The sequence below is a fragment of the Saccharothrix syringae genome, from assembly GCF_009498035.1.
Taxonomy (GTDB): Bacteria; Actinomycetota; Actinomycetes; order Mycobacteriales; family Pseudonocardiaceae; genus Actinosynnema; species Actinosynnema syringae.
The window spans coordinates 6222085-6237868 of the sequence record NZ_CP034550.1 but is presented as its reverse complement, the minus strand read 5'-3'; the positions used below and the strand labels follow the sequence as shown (position 1 = coordinate 6237868).

Genomic DNA, 15784 nt, shown 5'->3' with positions numbered 1-15784 from the left:
CAGGACACGCGGCTTTCGGCAGCGCAGTGCTTCAGTGGTGAGGTGGCGTCGCGCGGGCGGCGAGGTAGTCGGCCCAGCTGTCCTGGGCGTAGTTGGCCCAAGCATGGGCGGTCTTGGAGTGGACGCCGAACAGGTCGCTGATGATGGTGGGCGGCAGTTCGGCGACCGCTTCGATCATCGCCGTGTTGCGGGCGCTGGTGACCGGGAAGCCGTGCTGGTTGAGCAGACGGTTGAGTCCGGCGACGGAGCGCGGCTTGCCGGGGCGCCGTCCCGGCAAGCAGGTAGCGGATCCTGGGTTCGAGGACGGGGTCGAGCACCGCCAAGTGGTCGGGTTGGCTGATCTGCTGCTCGATGAGTCGGGCGAGCTTGGGTGGGAGCAGGACGCCTCGTGGGGGTCGACGAAGACGCGCAGCGACCCGTGGGGCAGCAGGCCGTCCAGGTCGCGCACGAACGCCCAGTACGCCCGGGTCTGCGTCAGCGTGGGCTTTTCCCGGCCGGACAGGGCATCCAGATCCGGCACGACCAGGGTCGGAGAAGAGGTTACAGCACCCTCCAGAAAATTTGTCATATCAGTATGACAAATTTCCTGGAGGGCGTCGGCGGTACCTCCCCGGATCACCCGAACGGCGCATTCGCAACGGCACCCGAGCCTTGCACCGGCCGGCACGGGTCGGCCCGGCGGTACCGCCGGGCGGGCGGGGATCCCGGATGTGGCGTCGGTTCAGGCGGGTTTGCGGATCAGGCTGGTGTAGGCGGCGACGGTGAGGGTGGCCAGCGCCCACAGCAGTGCCTGCAACACCCACAGCACGATGGTGAACACCTGACCGGCGGTGGTGGAGGTGTCGAGGTCGCAGCGGGCGCGCACCCCGGTGACCCCCAGCGGCAGGCCGCGGTCGATGCCCAGGCCGATCAACTCGACGGTGGAACACGGTGTCCCGGCCGGGATCGTGGTGTCGGCGGGCAGCGGGGGCCGGACGCGTTCGGCGGTGTGATGGTCGGTGCCGGGGCCGGTGGTGATCTGGCCGGCGGTGTAGCCGGTGCCGCCGGCCAGGGCCAGGACCGCGGCGAGGGCGAGCACCAGACGGTGCGCGCGGTAGCCGTAGCGGCCCAGCCACCCCCACAGCCGGTACCGCAGGCGCGCGAGTCGGCCGCCCAGCGCCTCGGGCGCGCGGCGCCGCAGGTCCTCCTGCTGGACGATGAGCACCTGGCGGGCGTTGCCCTCGTGCCCGGCGGCCCGCTCCACGGCGGCCAACTGCTGGTACGGCTGGGGCAGGTACTCCGGGGTGTGGTGGACCAGCAGGTGCAGCCACTCCCGCCACGACACACCCCCCAGACGTGGGAACACCAGACCCCGCACCACGACCGTCCGGCTGGCGCTGGCCACGCAGGACCGGCCCCCGGCCTCCACCCGCCCCTGCGGACACACCACCGTGGCGGGCAGGAACAGCAGCCCGTCCACCTGCGCTTCGGCCAGGACGATCAGCGGCCCATCGCCGCTGTCGGCGATCACCGCCTCCTCGAACACGGCCTGTCCCCCGATGTGGGCACTGTGCAGGCTCACCGCACCCGCATCACCTCTGCCGCGCATGACGGCGTTGCGCCGATGCCCGTCGTCGTCGACGTGGGTGCACAAGGACAGGGAGCCGTCGGTGCGCAGGTACTCGGCGTTGAGGGCGGGTCCGCTGTCGTTGACCAACCCCGCACCGTCGAACACGGCCTGTCCGCCGATGCGGGCGCTGTGCAGGCGTACCGCACCCCACTTGCCGTTGCCGCGCGCGACAGTGGTGCGCAGGGACAGGGAGCCGTCGGTGCGCAGGTACTCGGCGTTGAGGGCGGGTCCGCTGTCGTTGACCAACCCCGCACCGTCGAACACGGCCTGTCCGCCGATGTGGGCGCTGTGCAGGCGTACCGCACCCGCTTCGCCGTTGCCGCGCGCGACAGTGGCGCACAGGAACAAGCTGCCCTCGGTGCGCAGGTGCTCGGCGGAGAGAGCGGGTCCGCTGCTGTTGACCAACTCCCCGCCGTCGAACACGGCCGCCCCGCCGATGTGGGCGCCGGACAGACGTACCCCACCCGCTTCGCCGTCGGAGCGTACGACAGCACCCCGCAGGAACAGGCCGCCCTCGATGAGCAGGCCGACCGCGAACACCCCCGACACCAGGGATTCGTCTAGGGCGAGTTCGGGCAGGCTGGCGTGACGGCAGGTGAACCCGTCGGGCAGCGCGCTGCCCACCAGGGCCAGCCCGGTGACCGCTGTGACCCGGTCCAGGTCCAGCAGCCCGAGCACCCGCACACCCGCGATGAGCACGCCGCGGGGGTCGAGTTCGCCGTGACGGCCCAGCAGCAGGTCCCGGATCAGCTCCGCCCGCACGCACAGGCCGGGGTCGTCGGTGACCGCCAGCTCCTCCACGTCTACCCGGCGGTCCAACAGCCCTGCCGGCTCGCCGAGGCGGGCGGCGTCGAGCACCGTCCGCTCCAGCTCGGTCAACTTGTCCACCGGCAGCCTCGGCGGGATCCGCTCCTGGTCCACCCGTCCCTGATATCAGCAGGACCGGCGGCCTACCGGCTGCCATGCCGCGACCGCCGGGGAAAACACCGCAACGGCGGCGTCGCGGATCGTGCGAGGCGTCAGCTCGTTGACTTGAGAACTGTCACCGTGTGTCAGCAGGAAAGCGTCACCGACTGTCAGTTGCGGGGCAGCGGGTGTGGTCGAGGTTGTCGAGTTCCTGTTGGACGCGCGCGGCCTCTTCGTCTCGGCCTTGGTCCTGATAGAGCTGAAGGGCCTCCCGCCATACCTCGCGGGCGTGGTCATGGTGGCCGAGGGCGGCGAGGGGATGGCCCGTGCCGTCGAGGGTGTTCGCGACCTCTTGAATGTTGGCGTGGCGGCGGTGCAGGACGAGTGCCTGGTGATAGTAGTCGAGGGCTTGGTGGTGGTCGCCGGTGCGGTGGGCGATGAAGGCGAGGCTGTCCAAGGCTGTCGCCTCGCCTTCGGGCCTGTGATGGTGCCGGAACAGGGCGAGGGCGGTGTGGCAGTGGTCGCGGGCGGCGGTGACGTCACCGAGCCGTGCGGTGAACCATCCCACCAGATTGAGCGCGTCGGCTTCCCACGTCGGCTGGTCGAGGGTGCGGTAGAGGTCCAGGGCGTTCCGGGCGTGATCCAGGGCGAGCCGGTCGCGACCTTTCTGCTTCCAGGCGTGAGCGAGTGCCCGGTGGGTGTGTGCCTGCTCAGTGTGATCGTGGTGGCGCGTGGCCAGATCCAGCGCCCGGTCCATGTGCCGGATGGCGTCCTTGTGCAGGAAGAGGGCGGCATAGACGCGCCCGAGAGTCCGGTGGGCGCGCCCGAGGGCGGTGGGGTCGGGTAGGTGGACCGCGGCGTCCAACGCGGCCCGCCACACCGCGAGCGCGTCACGCAGGTGTCCCCGCCGGAGGTGGAAGGTCTTCAGTGCCCAGGCCATGTGCAGGACGACTTGGTGGCGTCCCAGGGTGGCGGCGGTGCGTTGGGTGGCAAGCAGGGTGGCGTACTCGGCCTCCAGCCAGACCATCGCCGAGGCGGGGTCGGGTAGCGGATGCGGGCGGACGCCGGGTGCGGGCGGGGCGGGCGGCAGCGACGGGCTGTGGGGATCCAGGAGGCGGTCAGCGGTAAAGGCGGTGTGCAGGTGGAAGTCCCCCACCCGCACCAGGGCCGCCTTCCGCACGTGCTCGGGCAGACCCTGGGCGGTGGTGGCGGCGTAGGCGCGGACCAGGTCGTGCATCGCGTAGCGTCCGCCCGCCCGCCGTTCCAGCAGCGATGCGTCCTCCAACGCTGTCAGCGCCCTGCGCGCTGGGGTCAGGGACAGGTCGGCGAGGGCGGCGGTGGCGGCCGTCGTGGTGTCCGGACCAGGGGCGATCCCGAGCAACGCGAACAACGTGCGGTGCTGGTCGGTGAGATAGCGCAGGGACCACGACAGCACAGTGGGCAGGCTGGCGGCGGCGTCGGTGTCGTGGTCGAGCACTTCCAAGCCGAGTTCGCGCAGCTCTGCGGCGACCTCGGCCAACGGGACGGCGGGTCGGGCGTCGGCGGTGCGGGCGGTGATCGCCAGGGCCAGCGGGTGGCCCCCGCACAGGCTCACCAGTTCGTCCACCGCGTCGGAGTCGGCGGCCACGCGGTCGGGCAGGCGGGCGGTCAGCAGCGCGCGGGCCTCGTCGCGGTCCAGGACGCCGAGGGACAGGTGCCGGGCGCCATGTCGGTCGATCAGGGAGGCCAGCCGGTGGCGGCCGGTGACCAGCACGGTGCAGGTCGGCGAGCCGGGCAGCAGCGGCACGACCTGCTCGGAGGTGGCGGCGTTGTCCAGCACGACCAGCATCCGCTTGTCGGCGACCAGGCTGCGGTACAACGCTGCCTGCGCGTCGAGGTCGGTCGGGATGCGGTCGGGGTTGACCCCCAGAGCGTCGAGAAACCCGCGCACCGCCACCGCCGGTTCCACCGGCTCGCCTGCGGAGCTGAAGCCGTGCAAGTCCACGAACAGTTGCCCGTCGGGGAACCGCTCCAGCCGGAGGTGAGCCCAGGCCAGCGCGAGCCAGGTCTTGCCGATGCCGCCGGCCCCACCGATCGCCGACACCAGCACCGTCGCACCCATCGCCGAGGCGGCGGATGCGACATCGGAATCAGAATCGGGCGTGGCCGTGCCCGGATCATGCGACGCGGCGGCGGTCAGAGCACAGTCCAGCGTGCGCAGTTGCTCGGCGCGCCCGGCGAACAGACCCGGCCCGGCGGGCAGTTGACGCGGCACCACCGACCAGGGCGGCAGGGGATCGGCGCCCAGCGACACGTCGCCGTGCACCACACCGGCCTGCAACACCACATCCGCAGTTCCCGGCATGGTGTTGCGGACTTGTGCGGGGCCGGAGGGCTGTTCCGGTTTGGGAGTCTTCACCGGATGCCACCTCCCGGTAGTGTCGTCGGCTGACGGCGCACAGCGTGGCACCACAGCACCAGTCGTCAGGGCGGCAACGGCGAAATTCACCCGACCGCGCCCCGCGATGCCCGCCTCCGCCGAACCCGGTATCGACCCACTGCGACGCCGCGCCACTGACAGGTGAACGACGCCGTTGCCCCTGACACTCCGAGGACGCCTCGCAGATCGCCCGCCGGACACCGGCGACGGGCAGGCCGGCCCACGACCGCTGCGGTGAACCAACTCGTCGAGCCGCGAGCCCGCCAGCGGCACCGCCTCCCCTCGACACGACGGGCGATGCAACCTCGGGGCGTGCGAACGCCATCACCGGCCCGACGCCGTGCTCTCCGGCCACACCGGCCGCAGCGTCCGACCGGCCAAGCCGACCACTTCCGGGTCGAAGTCCCGCAGCAACGCCTGCCCCTCACCCCGATCACGACTTGAACCCCAGGTGCCCCTTGACCGTCGCCGACCGGAGCGGGCCGGACGTTGCCCGACGCGTCGAGTCCGACCACTCGACCTCGCCCCCTTCCGGCGGCCGGCGCCGAGCCGGTGCTCGCGCACCCGCCGATCCCGATCGCCTGTGCGGGGCAACCGGGTCACACAGGTCTGCTGGTGGCGTCCACCGAGCCCTGATCAGCGGATCCGCTCGGCGGTGGACACGGCCACCGCGACCAGCAGCTCGAGGTGCTCCTGGAGCAGGACCTGGAGTTGGCGGCGGGAGATCAACCGCGCGGTGACGTGGCCACAGGTCACCACGGTGGCCGACCGGGGTCCGCCGTCCAGGACGGCCATCTCGCCCACCAGGTCGCCGGCGGACTGCACGCCCAGCAGCGCTGGGGTGAGCTCGTCGTCGGCCTGGACCTTGACCGCGCCGGTGAGCACCAGCACGACGTGCGTGCCGTCGTCGCCCGTGCGCAGCAGCACCTGCCCCGGCTCGTACGCCGCCTCCCCGCCCGAGTCGAGCAGCGCGTTCACCGCGCGCTCCGACAGGCGGCCCAGCAGTCCGCGGTGCGGCCGTTCACCGATCACGCTTCCACCCCCTGGTCGGGTGTGTCCCAGCGGACGGCTCAACGACGAAATCATCACACCTCACCGGGTGCGGTCCGGTGCGGCGCCGGCCTGCCGGTCGTTGCCCCCCAATGGAGTGAGACCTGTTGGGGACCTTGCGGCCGAAGGTGAAGCCCGCAGCCGTGGAGTAACGGTACCGGCTGTTCGCCGACGGTGACACCGAGGCGGCGACGGCCCTCGATCCCGGACCGACATCGCCGCGCGCGCACCCTGAAGGTGGCCTCCACTCTCCACCGGCATCGTGGGAGCGGTCGGCTGTCTGCGGCGGGGTCAGGCTGCTGCGGCGGTGGCCACCAGCGGTTGTAGCTGTGCCCGGACCGCCGCGGCGAGGTCGGGGTGGTGTTCGGCCTTGGCGGGCAGCAGGATGCGGGAGGCCACGTGCACCTGGGCGGCATGTCCGGCGGGAGTGTCCAGGATGTCGGCGAAGACCTCGCGGACACGCGCGGCGACGGGCGGTACGAGCAGCGCGAACAGGAACAACGTGGCCGCGTCGTGCCCTGCGGGGGCCTGTCCCCACAGCTCCCAGTCCAGGATGCCCAGGTCGGGGCCGAGCAGGTTGCCGTAGTGCAGGTCGCCGTGCGCGGTCTCCCGGGCCGTCACCGCGAACACCTCGGCCACCCGGTCCCCGAAGACCTCGCGGACCCGCCATCCGGGGTCCGCGGCCGGGGTGGCGTAGCGGGTCGTGGGCGTCGCGCGGAGGGTGTCGATGCCGGCGCGCAGACCGTTCCACCAGGCGTCGGGCAGTTCGGGATCGGTGCGCAGCGCCTTGTCCGCCGACAGCGCCCGGCCGGGCAGCCGCGTCATCAGGTCGGCGCGGACCCGCCGCTGCCCGTCCGGGTCGTCGGAGAGGTGGGAGTCGAGCACGCGGGGCAGGGGCAGGTCGGGGAAGGCGGTGGAGGCGTCGGGGATGCCGGTCCAGAAGTCGCCGGTCTCGGCGTCGTCGATCCACTTGCGGTACTCGCGGCCGACCCGCAGCCACGCCGGGCCAGCGGTGGTGTGTCGGACCGGGGCGGACAGCGAGCGCAGGTTCTCGCCCTCGACCGGTGGCCCGGTGAGGGTGACGCCGAAGTGGTGCGCGGCGCGCCGGAGATGGCCGCGCATCTGCTCCCGGTCCTGGACCCGTGGGTCCTGCTCCGCGTCCACCGCGCACCACCTCGTCTGCTGGTCGTTCTAGCGGTCGTTGTAGGGATAGCAGTTCCCATCAGGCTGGCAGTTGCCGGCCAGGGTAGTGGGCATGCCCTGGGCGATCAGCTCGGCGCGCACCCCGGGCATGGCCGCGACGACCTCGCCCAGGCCGCGCTCGCGCACGTTCCCCGCTGTGGCCCACGTGACGAACAGGCAGGGGCGGACCTGCCCGTCGGGGGCGATCGTGGCCTGCCCGTCCCCGCAACGGCCGCACAGCTCGGCCGCGTTGCTCCCGCCGGTGGTACAGGGGGCGGCGCGGCCGAGAGCGCGGACCCGGTCGTGACCGATCGAGGGGACCCCGAGGTCGACGAGGTTGCGCGTGGCCTGCTCGAAGCGCTGGCCCACGCCGAGGTCGATGACGCCGGCGCGCAGCGGAATCCCCAGCCCGGTGGCCCTGGCGATGGTGGCCCGGATCCGCGGGAGGGTGTCGACGCCGGTGATCCCGGCGTGCTGCTCGGGCCGGTCGCTGTAGTAGCTGGTCGCCAGCGACACCCCGGGTTGGGACAGGATCGGCCACAGCGCCTCGGGCACCCACACCAGGTTGGAGAAGACCTCCACCTCCAGCGCGTGCCCCAGGGCGTGGCCGACCAGCTCGGCCAGCCCGGGGTGGAGCATCGGCTCGCCGCCGATGAACTGCACGCGCCGCACCCACAGTTCGGCGGCCTGGTCCAGGACCCGCTTCCAGTCCGCGGTGGTCATGGTGCCGTGGGTGCCCTCCGGTGAGGAGCCGGTGGCGCAGTGCGTGCACCGCTGCTGGCACTTGTCGGTCAGGTACAGGGCCAGGAACGACAGCTTCGGCTTCGTCGTGGTTTCGACCGTGGTCATGGGGGTGCTCCTCCCGAGTCGTGTCGAGCGGCGGCCGGTCGGCCGTCCGGGCCCGCCCGGTGCCGCTCGGGGTTGTGGTGCGGAACAGTCACGGGCCACGCTAGGCAGAGCAGGGACGGTAGACGCACACAGAAGACACACAAGCGGCCCGGCTGCACGGCCGCCGGTACGGGAGGTCGTCGATGCCGCGGGAGACTAGTCCGGGCGAGGTCATCCGGTCCCTGCGCGTGGCCGAGGGACTGACCAAGCACCAACTCGCCGAACGCATGCACTTCTCCATGAGCTTGCTGGACAAGGTCGAGCGTGGGGAACGCGTCCCCCACCCACGCCGTCATCGCCGCCGCGGCGCGCGCGTTGTCCAGCACCGTCGAGACGATCAACGGTCAGCCCTACACTGGGCACCACCACGACCAGCCCGCCCACCGCGCGGTCGACGCCCTGCGCACGGTGCTGCGCCACTACGACCTGCCCGCCGAGATGGCCCCGCGCCCGCCCGCCGAGCTGGAATCCGAGGTCGTCGCGGTGATGCGGCCCCCGGCCGTCGGTGTACCGGCTGCTGACCAGCGTCTACTACGTCACCCACAGCCTGCTGCACCGGCTGGGCTATCCGGATCTGGCCGAGGCCACCGAACATAAACTTGCCCGCGCGGCCGCCCGCACCGGCGATCCGCTCGCCGGTGCGCTCGCGCAGTGGGCACGGGTGCAGGGCTTCCAGACCGCCGGGGACTACGAGCACGGCCTGCGGCTGGTCGAGGCGGCCACCGCCGAGCTGGACGGCGAACTGCGCGGGCGACGTCCGGCCGTCGCGGCGCTGGTCGTCCAGGGCAGCCTGCACCTGCGCGCGGTCACCCTCGCCTCCCGCGCCCACGACACCGACACCACCGACCGGCACCTGCGTGCCGCGCGCGAGCTGGCCGCACGCCTGCCCGGCGACCGGGTGCACCACGGGCTGACGTTCGGACCGGCGAACAGCACCAGCCACGAGGTGGCCGCGCACGTCGAACTCGGCGACGGCCCCGCCGCCCTGACCGCCGCCGAGTCCTGGACACCGGTTCGGACGATGCCCCGCACCCGCCGCGGGCACCACTACATCGACCTGGCCCGCGCCCACCTGCTCGTCGGCGACCGCGCGGCAAGCCTGACCGCGCTGGGCACCGCGCGGAGCATCGCACCACAGCAGACCCGGCTGCACCCGATGGTCCGCTCCACCGCCGCGGTCCTGGTCAGCCGGCACCACCGCTCCAACACCGAGCTGACCGAGATGGCGGGCTGGCTCGGCCTGACCGGCTGAACCGCGCCCGGAGCATCATGCCGCCGGCCACACACGCGGTGCCGGCACCGAACACCCCCGGCACCCCCGGGGCCTGTGGTGCGGAAGGACGGTTCGTCCGGGCCGGCGGGCGCCGTGCCCGTTCGGGCCACAGCCACAGCACGACGTCCTCGCCGTGCGGGACCGCCGGCGCGGGGTCGAAGGACCGGTCGACGGAGCCGGACCGGGCGCGGGCACCGGCGGTGCGGTGGCCCGGCCACCAGGCCGGCGGGGCCGCACCGTGGTCCGGGGTGGACGCGGGTCGTCGTGGCGATGTCGCCCGGTCGGGTGGTCTCGTGCGGCCGAACGGGCGACGGGTGCGTCATATGACGCGGACGCCGCCCACGCGTGTCGGTAGAACCGTGGTTCATCGGCGCACCACGCGGTTCTGCCCTCAGGGGGTCGGCATGGCGGGTACGGGTCGGCACGCGGTCCACCGCACGATGGTCCTGGTCGACGTGGAACGCTTCAGCGCCCCCGACCGGACGCTGCGCCACCAACAGGGCACCCGCGCGGGCCTGTACGAGGTGGTCGGTCAGGCGTTGGCGGCGGCGGGGGTGCCGTGGGATGCCTGTCACCACGAGGACCGGGGCGACGGCCTGTTCGTGCTGGTCCCGCCGGAGTTTCCGAAGGCGCCGTTGGTGGAGGTGCTGCCCGAGGCGTTGGCGCGGGCGGTGCGCGGGCACAACACCACCAGCCCCGGCGCGGCGCGGGTGCGGCTGCGGTTGGCGGTGCACGCGGTCGAGGTCGCCTTCGACGAGCACGGGGTCACCTCCAGCTCGCTGACCGCCGCGTTCCGCCTGGTCGACGCGCCGCCGTTGAAGAAGGCCCTGGCCGACTCGCCCGGCGTGTTGGCGATGATCGTGTCCCGGGTGGTGTTCGACGAGGTCGTCCGGCACTGCGCCACCCTGGACCCTGCCACGTTCCGGCCGGTCCAGGCCAGTACGAAGGAGTTCCGGGAGCCGGCCTGGATCGCGCTGCCCGACCACCCCTTCCCACCCGACCCCGCCGTCCTCGACCGGCAACCGGCGGATTCCGAGCCGCCCGACCCCGCCTCGGGCGGCCAAGCGGCCCCTTCCGCGCCCGCCACCGACGACGCGGGGGTGACGGGCGTCTCCGGGCCTCGTGCCGTGGCCATCACCGGCGGCGTGCACGGCAGCGGAACGGGCATCACCATCGGCGCCGCCACCGGCGATCACCTCACCTTCGGCGCACCACCGCCGGGCGGACCGGAGGGCCCCCGGTAGCCGACACGGACCGCGGGCATACCGCGTCGGCGCCCGACCCCGCCCAACCCGACACCGGCAGCACCCCCACCAGCTGGCCTTCCGGAATGGGCACGACCGGCCAGCAGGTGCACGGCGGTGTCACCGCTGGCACCGGTGGCACCGCGGTGGGCAACGTGACCGGCGGCCTGCACGTGCACCCGCCGCCCCGGCCGCCCACGCCCACTCCGCGGCAGCTCGGCCCGCGGCCGGTGGGGTTCGTCGGCCGCGCCGACCAGCTCGCCGCGCTCGACCGCGCCCTCACCGGTTCGCCGGTCGGGCACGACATCGGGGGAGTCGGTGGCACGGCGGTGATCTCCGCGATCGGCGGGACCGGCGGCATCGGCAAGACCTGGCTGGCCCAGACCTGGGCCCACCGCAACCTGCACCGCTTCCCCGACGGCCACCTCGCGGTGGACCTGCGCGGCTTCAGCCCCGGCGACCCCCGCCACCCCGTCGACGTGCTGGGCGACTTCCTGGCCGCCCTCGGCATCGACCGCGACCGCCAACCCCCCGACCTGGACGCCCGGGTCGGGCTCTACCGCACCCACACCACCGGCAAACGCCTGCTCGTCCTGCTCGACAACGCCCGCACCGCCGAACAGGTCCAGCCCCTGCTACCCGGAGGCGCCACCTGCACGGTGCTGATCACCAGCCGCGACCGGCTGCGCGGCCTCGTCGCCCGACACGGTGCCCGCCCCGTCCACCTCGACGTGCTCACCGACACCGAGGCCCGCACCCTGCTCACCACCGCCCTCGGCGACACCCCCGCCACCATCGACACACAGGCGGCGGTCACCGAGCTGGTCGGCCTGTGCGGGGGATTCCCGCTCGCCCTCGGCCTGATCGCCGCCCGCATCCGCACCCACCCCCACCTGCTCGACGACCACGTCACCGACCTGCGCGACCTCGGCCTGGACGCCCTGGACTCCGACGACCCCGAGGCCAGCCTGCCCACCGTCCTGTCCTGGTCGCTGCGCCACCTCACCGAACAGCAGCGCACCCTGTTCGCCTTGCTCGGCATCACGCCCGGTCCCGACACCACCCTGTCCGCCGTCGCCGCGCTCACCCAGCTAGCCGAGACGGCCGCCCGTAGGGCGCTGACGGCGCTGGAGGAGGCGTCGCTGCTGGAGCGGCGGCCGGGCGGCCGGTATGCGATGCACGACCTGGTCCGCGCCTACGCCGCGGACACCGCCCACACCACCCTGCCCGAGCACGTGCGGGAAGCGGCCCTGACCCGGGTGGCGGACTTCCACCTGCACACCGCCCACGCCGCCGACCGCTTCCTGGCCCCCCACGACACGCTCGTGCGGCCCGAGCCGCCCGCGCCCGGCGTGCACCCGCACCCGCTGCCCGACACCGCCGCAGCACTGGCCTGGCTGGACGCCGAGCACGCCACCCTGCTGGCCACCCAACGCACCGCCGCCACCCTCGGCCACCACCACACCGTCTGGCACCTCGCCTGGAACCTGACCACCTTCCACCACCGGCGAGGACACCTGCACGACGAGGTCACCACGTGGCAGGCCGCACTGGACGCCGCCGACCACCTGCCCGACCCCGCCACCCACCGCCGCACCCACCGGCACCTCGGCCTCGCCTACTCCCTGCTGGGCCTGCACGAACTGGCCACCACCCACCTGGAGCAGGCCCTCGACCTGGCCCTGCGCCACCACGACCCCAACGAACAGGCCCACGCCCACCGGGTGCTCGCGTACGCCTGGGGACGACGGGGGGACGACCGGCAGGCCCTGGAGCACGCCCACCACGCCGTCGCCTTCTTCCGCGCCCTCGATCAGCCAGTGTGGGAAGCCAGCGCGCTCAACGCGGTGGGCTGGTACGCCGCGCGCCTGGACCGGTTCGACACCGCCCGCGAGCACTGCCAGGCCGCCCTCACCCTGCACCGACACCACCACAACCCCACAGGCGAGGCGGCCACCCTGGACAGCCTGGGCTACATCGCGCACCACACCGGCGACCACCACCAGGCCCTCGACCACTACCACCACGCCCTCACCCTGAACCGCGGCCTCGGCAACGCCTACACGGTCGCGGACACCCTCGACGGCGTGGGCCATCCCCACGCCGCCCTCGGCCAGCACGAGCAGGCCCGCACCGTGTGGCGGGAGGCACTGGAGCTGTACCGGGAACAAGGACGCCACACCGACGCCGACCGCGTCCAACAACAGCTCAACGAACTCGACGGCCCGGCCGGTTCGGGTCCCGCGACCACCTGACCGCCGCGGGGGCGCCGCGCATGCGTGCGCGGGTGTTGCTGTGGCCGACAGGTCTGGGCTGGCGGGGTTTTAGGATGGCGAGACCAGGCGATGTCCTCCCGGTCCGGAACCGACGACGATCGACATGATTGAGCGGCCGCCGTGGTTGACCAGGTGCGCGCGGACCCGCGCGCCCACGACGAACTCGAAACCGCCGGGCATGGCCCGGTGCAGGTGATGGCGCTGCGGGCGGGGGGGAGAAGCTGGTGCCGCGACGACCGGGCAGCGGGTGCCAGCGGCTCGAATCGGAGGCGCTGCGGTCGCACTTGGCCTGAGTGTCGGGGTGCGGATTCGAGCGCGGGTGCGGGTCGAGGTCAGGCGAACGCCGGGATCGGACGCGGCGCCGCATCCCGCGAACCCGCGAACCCGCCGATCGTCTACCTGACCGGCTTGCTCCTCGTTCACCCGGATGTTCTCGCCCATGATCCGACCCGAGCCGTCCACCACGGCCGTCCTGGTGGGCACACAGCCTTTCGGACAACGACGGGCGCTCCCTTGCCGTTCGCCCATGACCGTGAACCGCTTAACGAAAGTCCGCCTGGGACGTCGATCAGCCGTTTCGGGGGCGGCCGCGAAGTGCGGGCCGTCGCCTGCGGAGAGGTCGTGGCGGTGCGGGTCACCGTCGAGCCGCGGGCCGGACGGTGTCTCGGGCGGCGGGTGGTCGGGTCAGGAGAGGTCGATGCCGATGCGGGCGGCGAACGCGGGCAGCCCGGGCGGGCTGTGGGGTTGGTCGAGCATCCGTTCGACCAGTGTGGTGATCTTCGGTCGGCGCAGGCCGTCGGGGCAGTGGCGGCCGGCGGTCTGCAGCGCGGTCAGGCATCGTGCGGGGTTGCCGTGCAGGTGCCATGCCTGGGCGTAGTCCTCGTAGGCCCGCGCGCGGCGTTCGGGGGTGCCCAGCAGGCCGAGGGTGAGGCTGCGGGCGGCGTGCAGGGCGGCGGCGGAGTCGCCGAGGGCGTTGCCCAGGGCCATCCGGTAGAGCGGCATCTGCGAGGCGGTGAAGGTGGTGCCCGCCGGGGTGTCGGCGGGTAGGTGCCGGGAGAGGGTGGTGGCTTCGGCGAACAGCGCGTGCGCGGTGCGGGGGGTGTCGTGGCGGGCGGCGCCCAGCGCGGCGGTGACGAGCAGGGACCCGCGGGCGGCGAGGTGGTCCTGCCTGGTGGTGGGCAGGGCGTCGGCGGTGTCGGTCAGCAGTCGGGCGGCGTCGGCGCGGTGGTGGTCGGTGTGGCGCAGGGCGACGGCGATCTCGCGGGTGGCGGCCGCGGCCAGGACGAGGTCGCCGGTGTCGGCGGCGTGGGTGCGCGCCCGGTCGGCCAGGAGCAGTGACAAGGGGTAGTCGCCCAGCTTGTTGGCCAGGTAGCCGGCCAGCAGGTAGCCGTGGGCGAGCGCTCCGGTGGCCTGGTCGCGGGCCTGTCCGGGGGTGCTGGTCTGGCGCAGGTGGTCCGTGCGGCTGATCAGCGGGGGCAGGGCCGCGGCCAGGGTGGTGTAGCGGCCGGCGTCGAACAGGGCGTGGGCGGCGGCCAGGTCGGCGCGGAGGGTCGGCAGGCCGTCCGGGGGTTCGGCGGCCGAGACCGCCGGGACGGGCAGCACGGAGGCGCCGGTCAGTACGGCCAGGGTCTTGAGCACGGCCCTGCGGTCCACGTCGTCTCCCGTCGCCCGGTGTGGGCACACACTATTCGACTCGTGGTGGTCGTGCGTATTGACCGCGCCGACGCCGAAGAGATCACCCGAAAGGTCGAGAACACGCGCGCATGTCCTCAGGACGGTGATGTCGTGCAGCGGTCGGGCGCCGGTTTCGTAGCGGGACACCACGGTGCGGTCGGTGCCGATCAGCGAGGCGAAGCGGCCCTGGGTCAGGTGGCGAAGTTCGCGTGCCAGGCGCAGGACCTGGGCGTAGTCGCCGCGGCCGGCGGCGCGGCAGATCCGGCACATCGTGCCTGCCCTTCGCGGCCGGTGGCCGATGGTGGGCGGTGTGCCAATTCGGCACTTCGCTTGAGGGTCGACCGTGGGGCGGGCACTGTCGAGCGGTATTCGAGTGTATTTGCCGTTACGGCCGATCGGACCGGCGGTTTTCTCCGGTCGATGGAATTTCGGGACGTCCCGTTTCCGGGACGGTTCACCGCGGGCCCGGCCCCCTGGCCGCGGCCTGCGCCCCCTGTCGACCGACAGGGGGCGCCCGCCGTGGGCGCGGGGTGTGGCCGGAGGAGGGGAGGACCGCGATGCGAGGCGAGGACACGGCGTGCTCCGGGCGCGGTGGCGGGGTGTCGCGGCCGCCGGTGGCCGGGGCGGGGCGTCGGTGGACCCGTGGGGTCCGGTGGATGCCCGGTGGCTGTCCACGGCGTCGCACCGGGACACGCGGGGCGTGTTGCACGCCTGGTTCGACGGCGAGGCGGTGCGGCGGGCCACCGGCCGCGAGGTCACCGTGACGCGCGCGAACGCGACCGTGTCGCGGCGCGGTGCGCTGCGCGGCATCAAGTACAGCCTCGCCACCGCCAAGTACGTGACCTGTCTGCGCGGCGCGGTGTTCGACGTCGTGGTGGACCTGCGGGTCGGGTCGCCGGGCTTCGGCCGGTGGCGCGGTCGGCGCCTGGACGGCGACACGCCGGGCGCGTTGTACCTGGGCGCCGGTCTGGGACACGCGTGCCTGGCGCTGGGGGACGACACCGTGGTGGCCTACCTGCTCGGGGGTCCCGCCGGGACGGCGTCCGACGTCGCCGAGGCCGAACGCACGGTGCACCCGTTCGCCCGCGAACTGGGCATCGCCTGGCCCTCGTCGCCGCGGCCGATCCTGTCCGAGCGCGACGCCTGCGCGCCGGGCCTGCACGCCGCCCGCGACAGCGGGCTGCTGCCCGTCCACCACCGGTCGACGGCCTGACCCGGGCCCCGCCGGCGCCCGTCACCCACCCGAACAAGGAGGACCCGATC

General features: G+C 73.3%; 13 protein-coding genes. 5 read left to right on the top strand and 8 right to left on the bottom strand.

Features of this window, described 5'->3' with window-relative positions; translation table 11 throughout:
- Nucleotides 1-31 precede the first annotated feature (31 nt).
- From EKG83_RS26570 to EKG83_RS26545, 6 genes are all read right to left on the bottom strand, one after another.
- Entirely contained in the window at nucleotides 32-520 is a 489-nt protein-coding gene (locus EKG83_RS26570; protein ID WP_153278427.1) for a hypothetical protein, read from the bottom strand.
- A 201-nt stretch (nucleotides 521-721) separates the two neighbouring features.
- A complete protein-coding gene (locus EKG83_RS26565; protein ID WP_228122215.1) occupies nucleotides 722-2530 on the bottom strand; it encodes a hypothetical protein in 1809 nt (602 codons plus the stop codon).
- A gap of 145 nt (nucleotides 2531-2675) precedes the next feature.
- The gene (locus EKG83_RS26560) at nucleotides 2676-4913 is read right to left on the bottom strand and encodes an ATP-binding protein (RefSeq protein WP_084717217.1); all 2238 of its coding nucleotides are present in this window, start codon (nucleotides 4911-4913) and stop codon (nucleotides 2676-2678) included.
- Between the two features lie 657 nt (nucleotides 4914-5570).
- Nucleotides 5571-5966, bottom strand: coding sequence for a cyclic nucleotide-binding domain-containing protein (locus EKG83_RS26555; RefSeq protein ID WP_051767079.1), 396 nt, complete (start codon nucleotides 5964-5966; stop codon nucleotides 5571-5573).
- 309 nt (nucleotides 5967-6275) lie between these two features.
- On the bottom strand, nucleotides 6276-7148 hold the full coding sequence (locus EKG83_RS26550; protein WP_033435938.1) for a phosphotransferase family protein: 873 nt from the start codon (nucleotides 7146-7148) through the stop codon (nucleotides 6276-6278).
- 27 nt (nucleotides 7149-7175) lie between these two features.
- Nucleotides 7176-8015: a radical SAM/SPASM domain-containing protein gene (locus tag EKG83_RS26545; RefSeq protein ID WP_051767078.1), complete on the bottom strand. Its 840-nt coding sequence runs from the start codon at nucleotides 8013-8015 to the stop codon at nucleotides 7176-7178.
- A 182-nt stretch (nucleotides 8016-8197) separates the two neighbouring features.
- Here EKG83_RS26545 and EKG83_RS48300 point away from each other — a divergent pair, with 182 nt between their 5' ends.
- The 4 genes from EKG83_RS48300 to EKG83_RS26530 all read left to right on the top strand — a co-directional run bounded on the left by EKG83_RS48300 (nucleotide 8198) and on the right by EKG83_RS26530 (nucleotide 12826).
- On the top strand, nucleotides 8198-8575 hold the full coding sequence (locus tag EKG83_RS48300; protein WP_228122214.1) for a helix-turn-helix domain-containing protein: 378 nt from the start codon (nucleotides 8198-8200) through the stop codon (nucleotides 8573-8575).
- The gene (locus tag EKG83_RS26540) at nucleotides 8560-9306 is read left to right on the top strand and encodes a hypothetical protein (RefSeq protein ID WP_228122213.1); all 747 of its coding nucleotides are present in this window, start codon (nucleotides 8560-8562) and stop codon (nucleotides 9304-9306) included. Before EKG83_RS48300 ends, EKG83_RS26540 begins: the two co-directional genes overlap by 16 nt.
- Nucleotides 9307-9731: 425 nt before the next feature.
- On the top strand, nucleotides 9732-10571 hold the full coding sequence (locus tag EKG83_RS26535) for a hypothetical protein (RefSeq protein ID WP_033435936.1): 840 nt from the start codon (nucleotides 9732-9734) through the stop codon (nucleotides 10569-10571).
- Between the two features lie 86 nt (nucleotides 10572-10657).
- A complete protein-coding gene (locus EKG83_RS26530; RefSeq protein ID WP_194282936.1) occupies nucleotides 10658-12826 on the top strand; it encodes an ATP-binding protein in 2169 nt (722 codons plus the stop codon).
- A 69-nt stretch (nucleotides 12827-12895) separates the two neighbouring features.
- Here the strand turns inward: EKG83_RS26530 and EKG83_RS26525 are convergent, their stop codons facing one another.
- Nucleotides 12896-13288 carry a hypothetical protein gene (locus EKG83_RS26525; protein WP_153278426.1) on the bottom strand — a complete coding sequence of 131 codons (393 nt, stop codon included), beginning with the start codon at nucleotides 13286-13288 and terminating at the stop codon, nucleotides 12896-12898.
- Between the two features lie 243 nt (nucleotides 13289-13531).
- Complete coding sequence (locus EKG83_RS26520) at nucleotides 13532-14791, bottom strand: helix-turn-helix domain-containing protein (protein WP_051766855.1); 1260 nt, start codon at nucleotides 14789-14791, stop codon at nucleotides 13532-13534.
- A gap of 307 nt (nucleotides 14792-15098) precedes the next feature.
- Between EKG83_RS26520 and EKG83_RS26515 the strand changes: the two genes are divergently transcribed.
- The gene (locus EKG83_RS26515) at nucleotides 15099-15734 is read left to right on the top strand and encodes a dTDP-4-dehydrorhamnose 3,5-epimerase family protein (protein WP_211269279.1); all 636 of its coding nucleotides are present in this window, start codon (nucleotides 15099-15101) and stop codon (nucleotides 15732-15734) included.
- The last annotated feature ends 50 nt before the right edge of the window (nucleotides 15735-15784 follow it).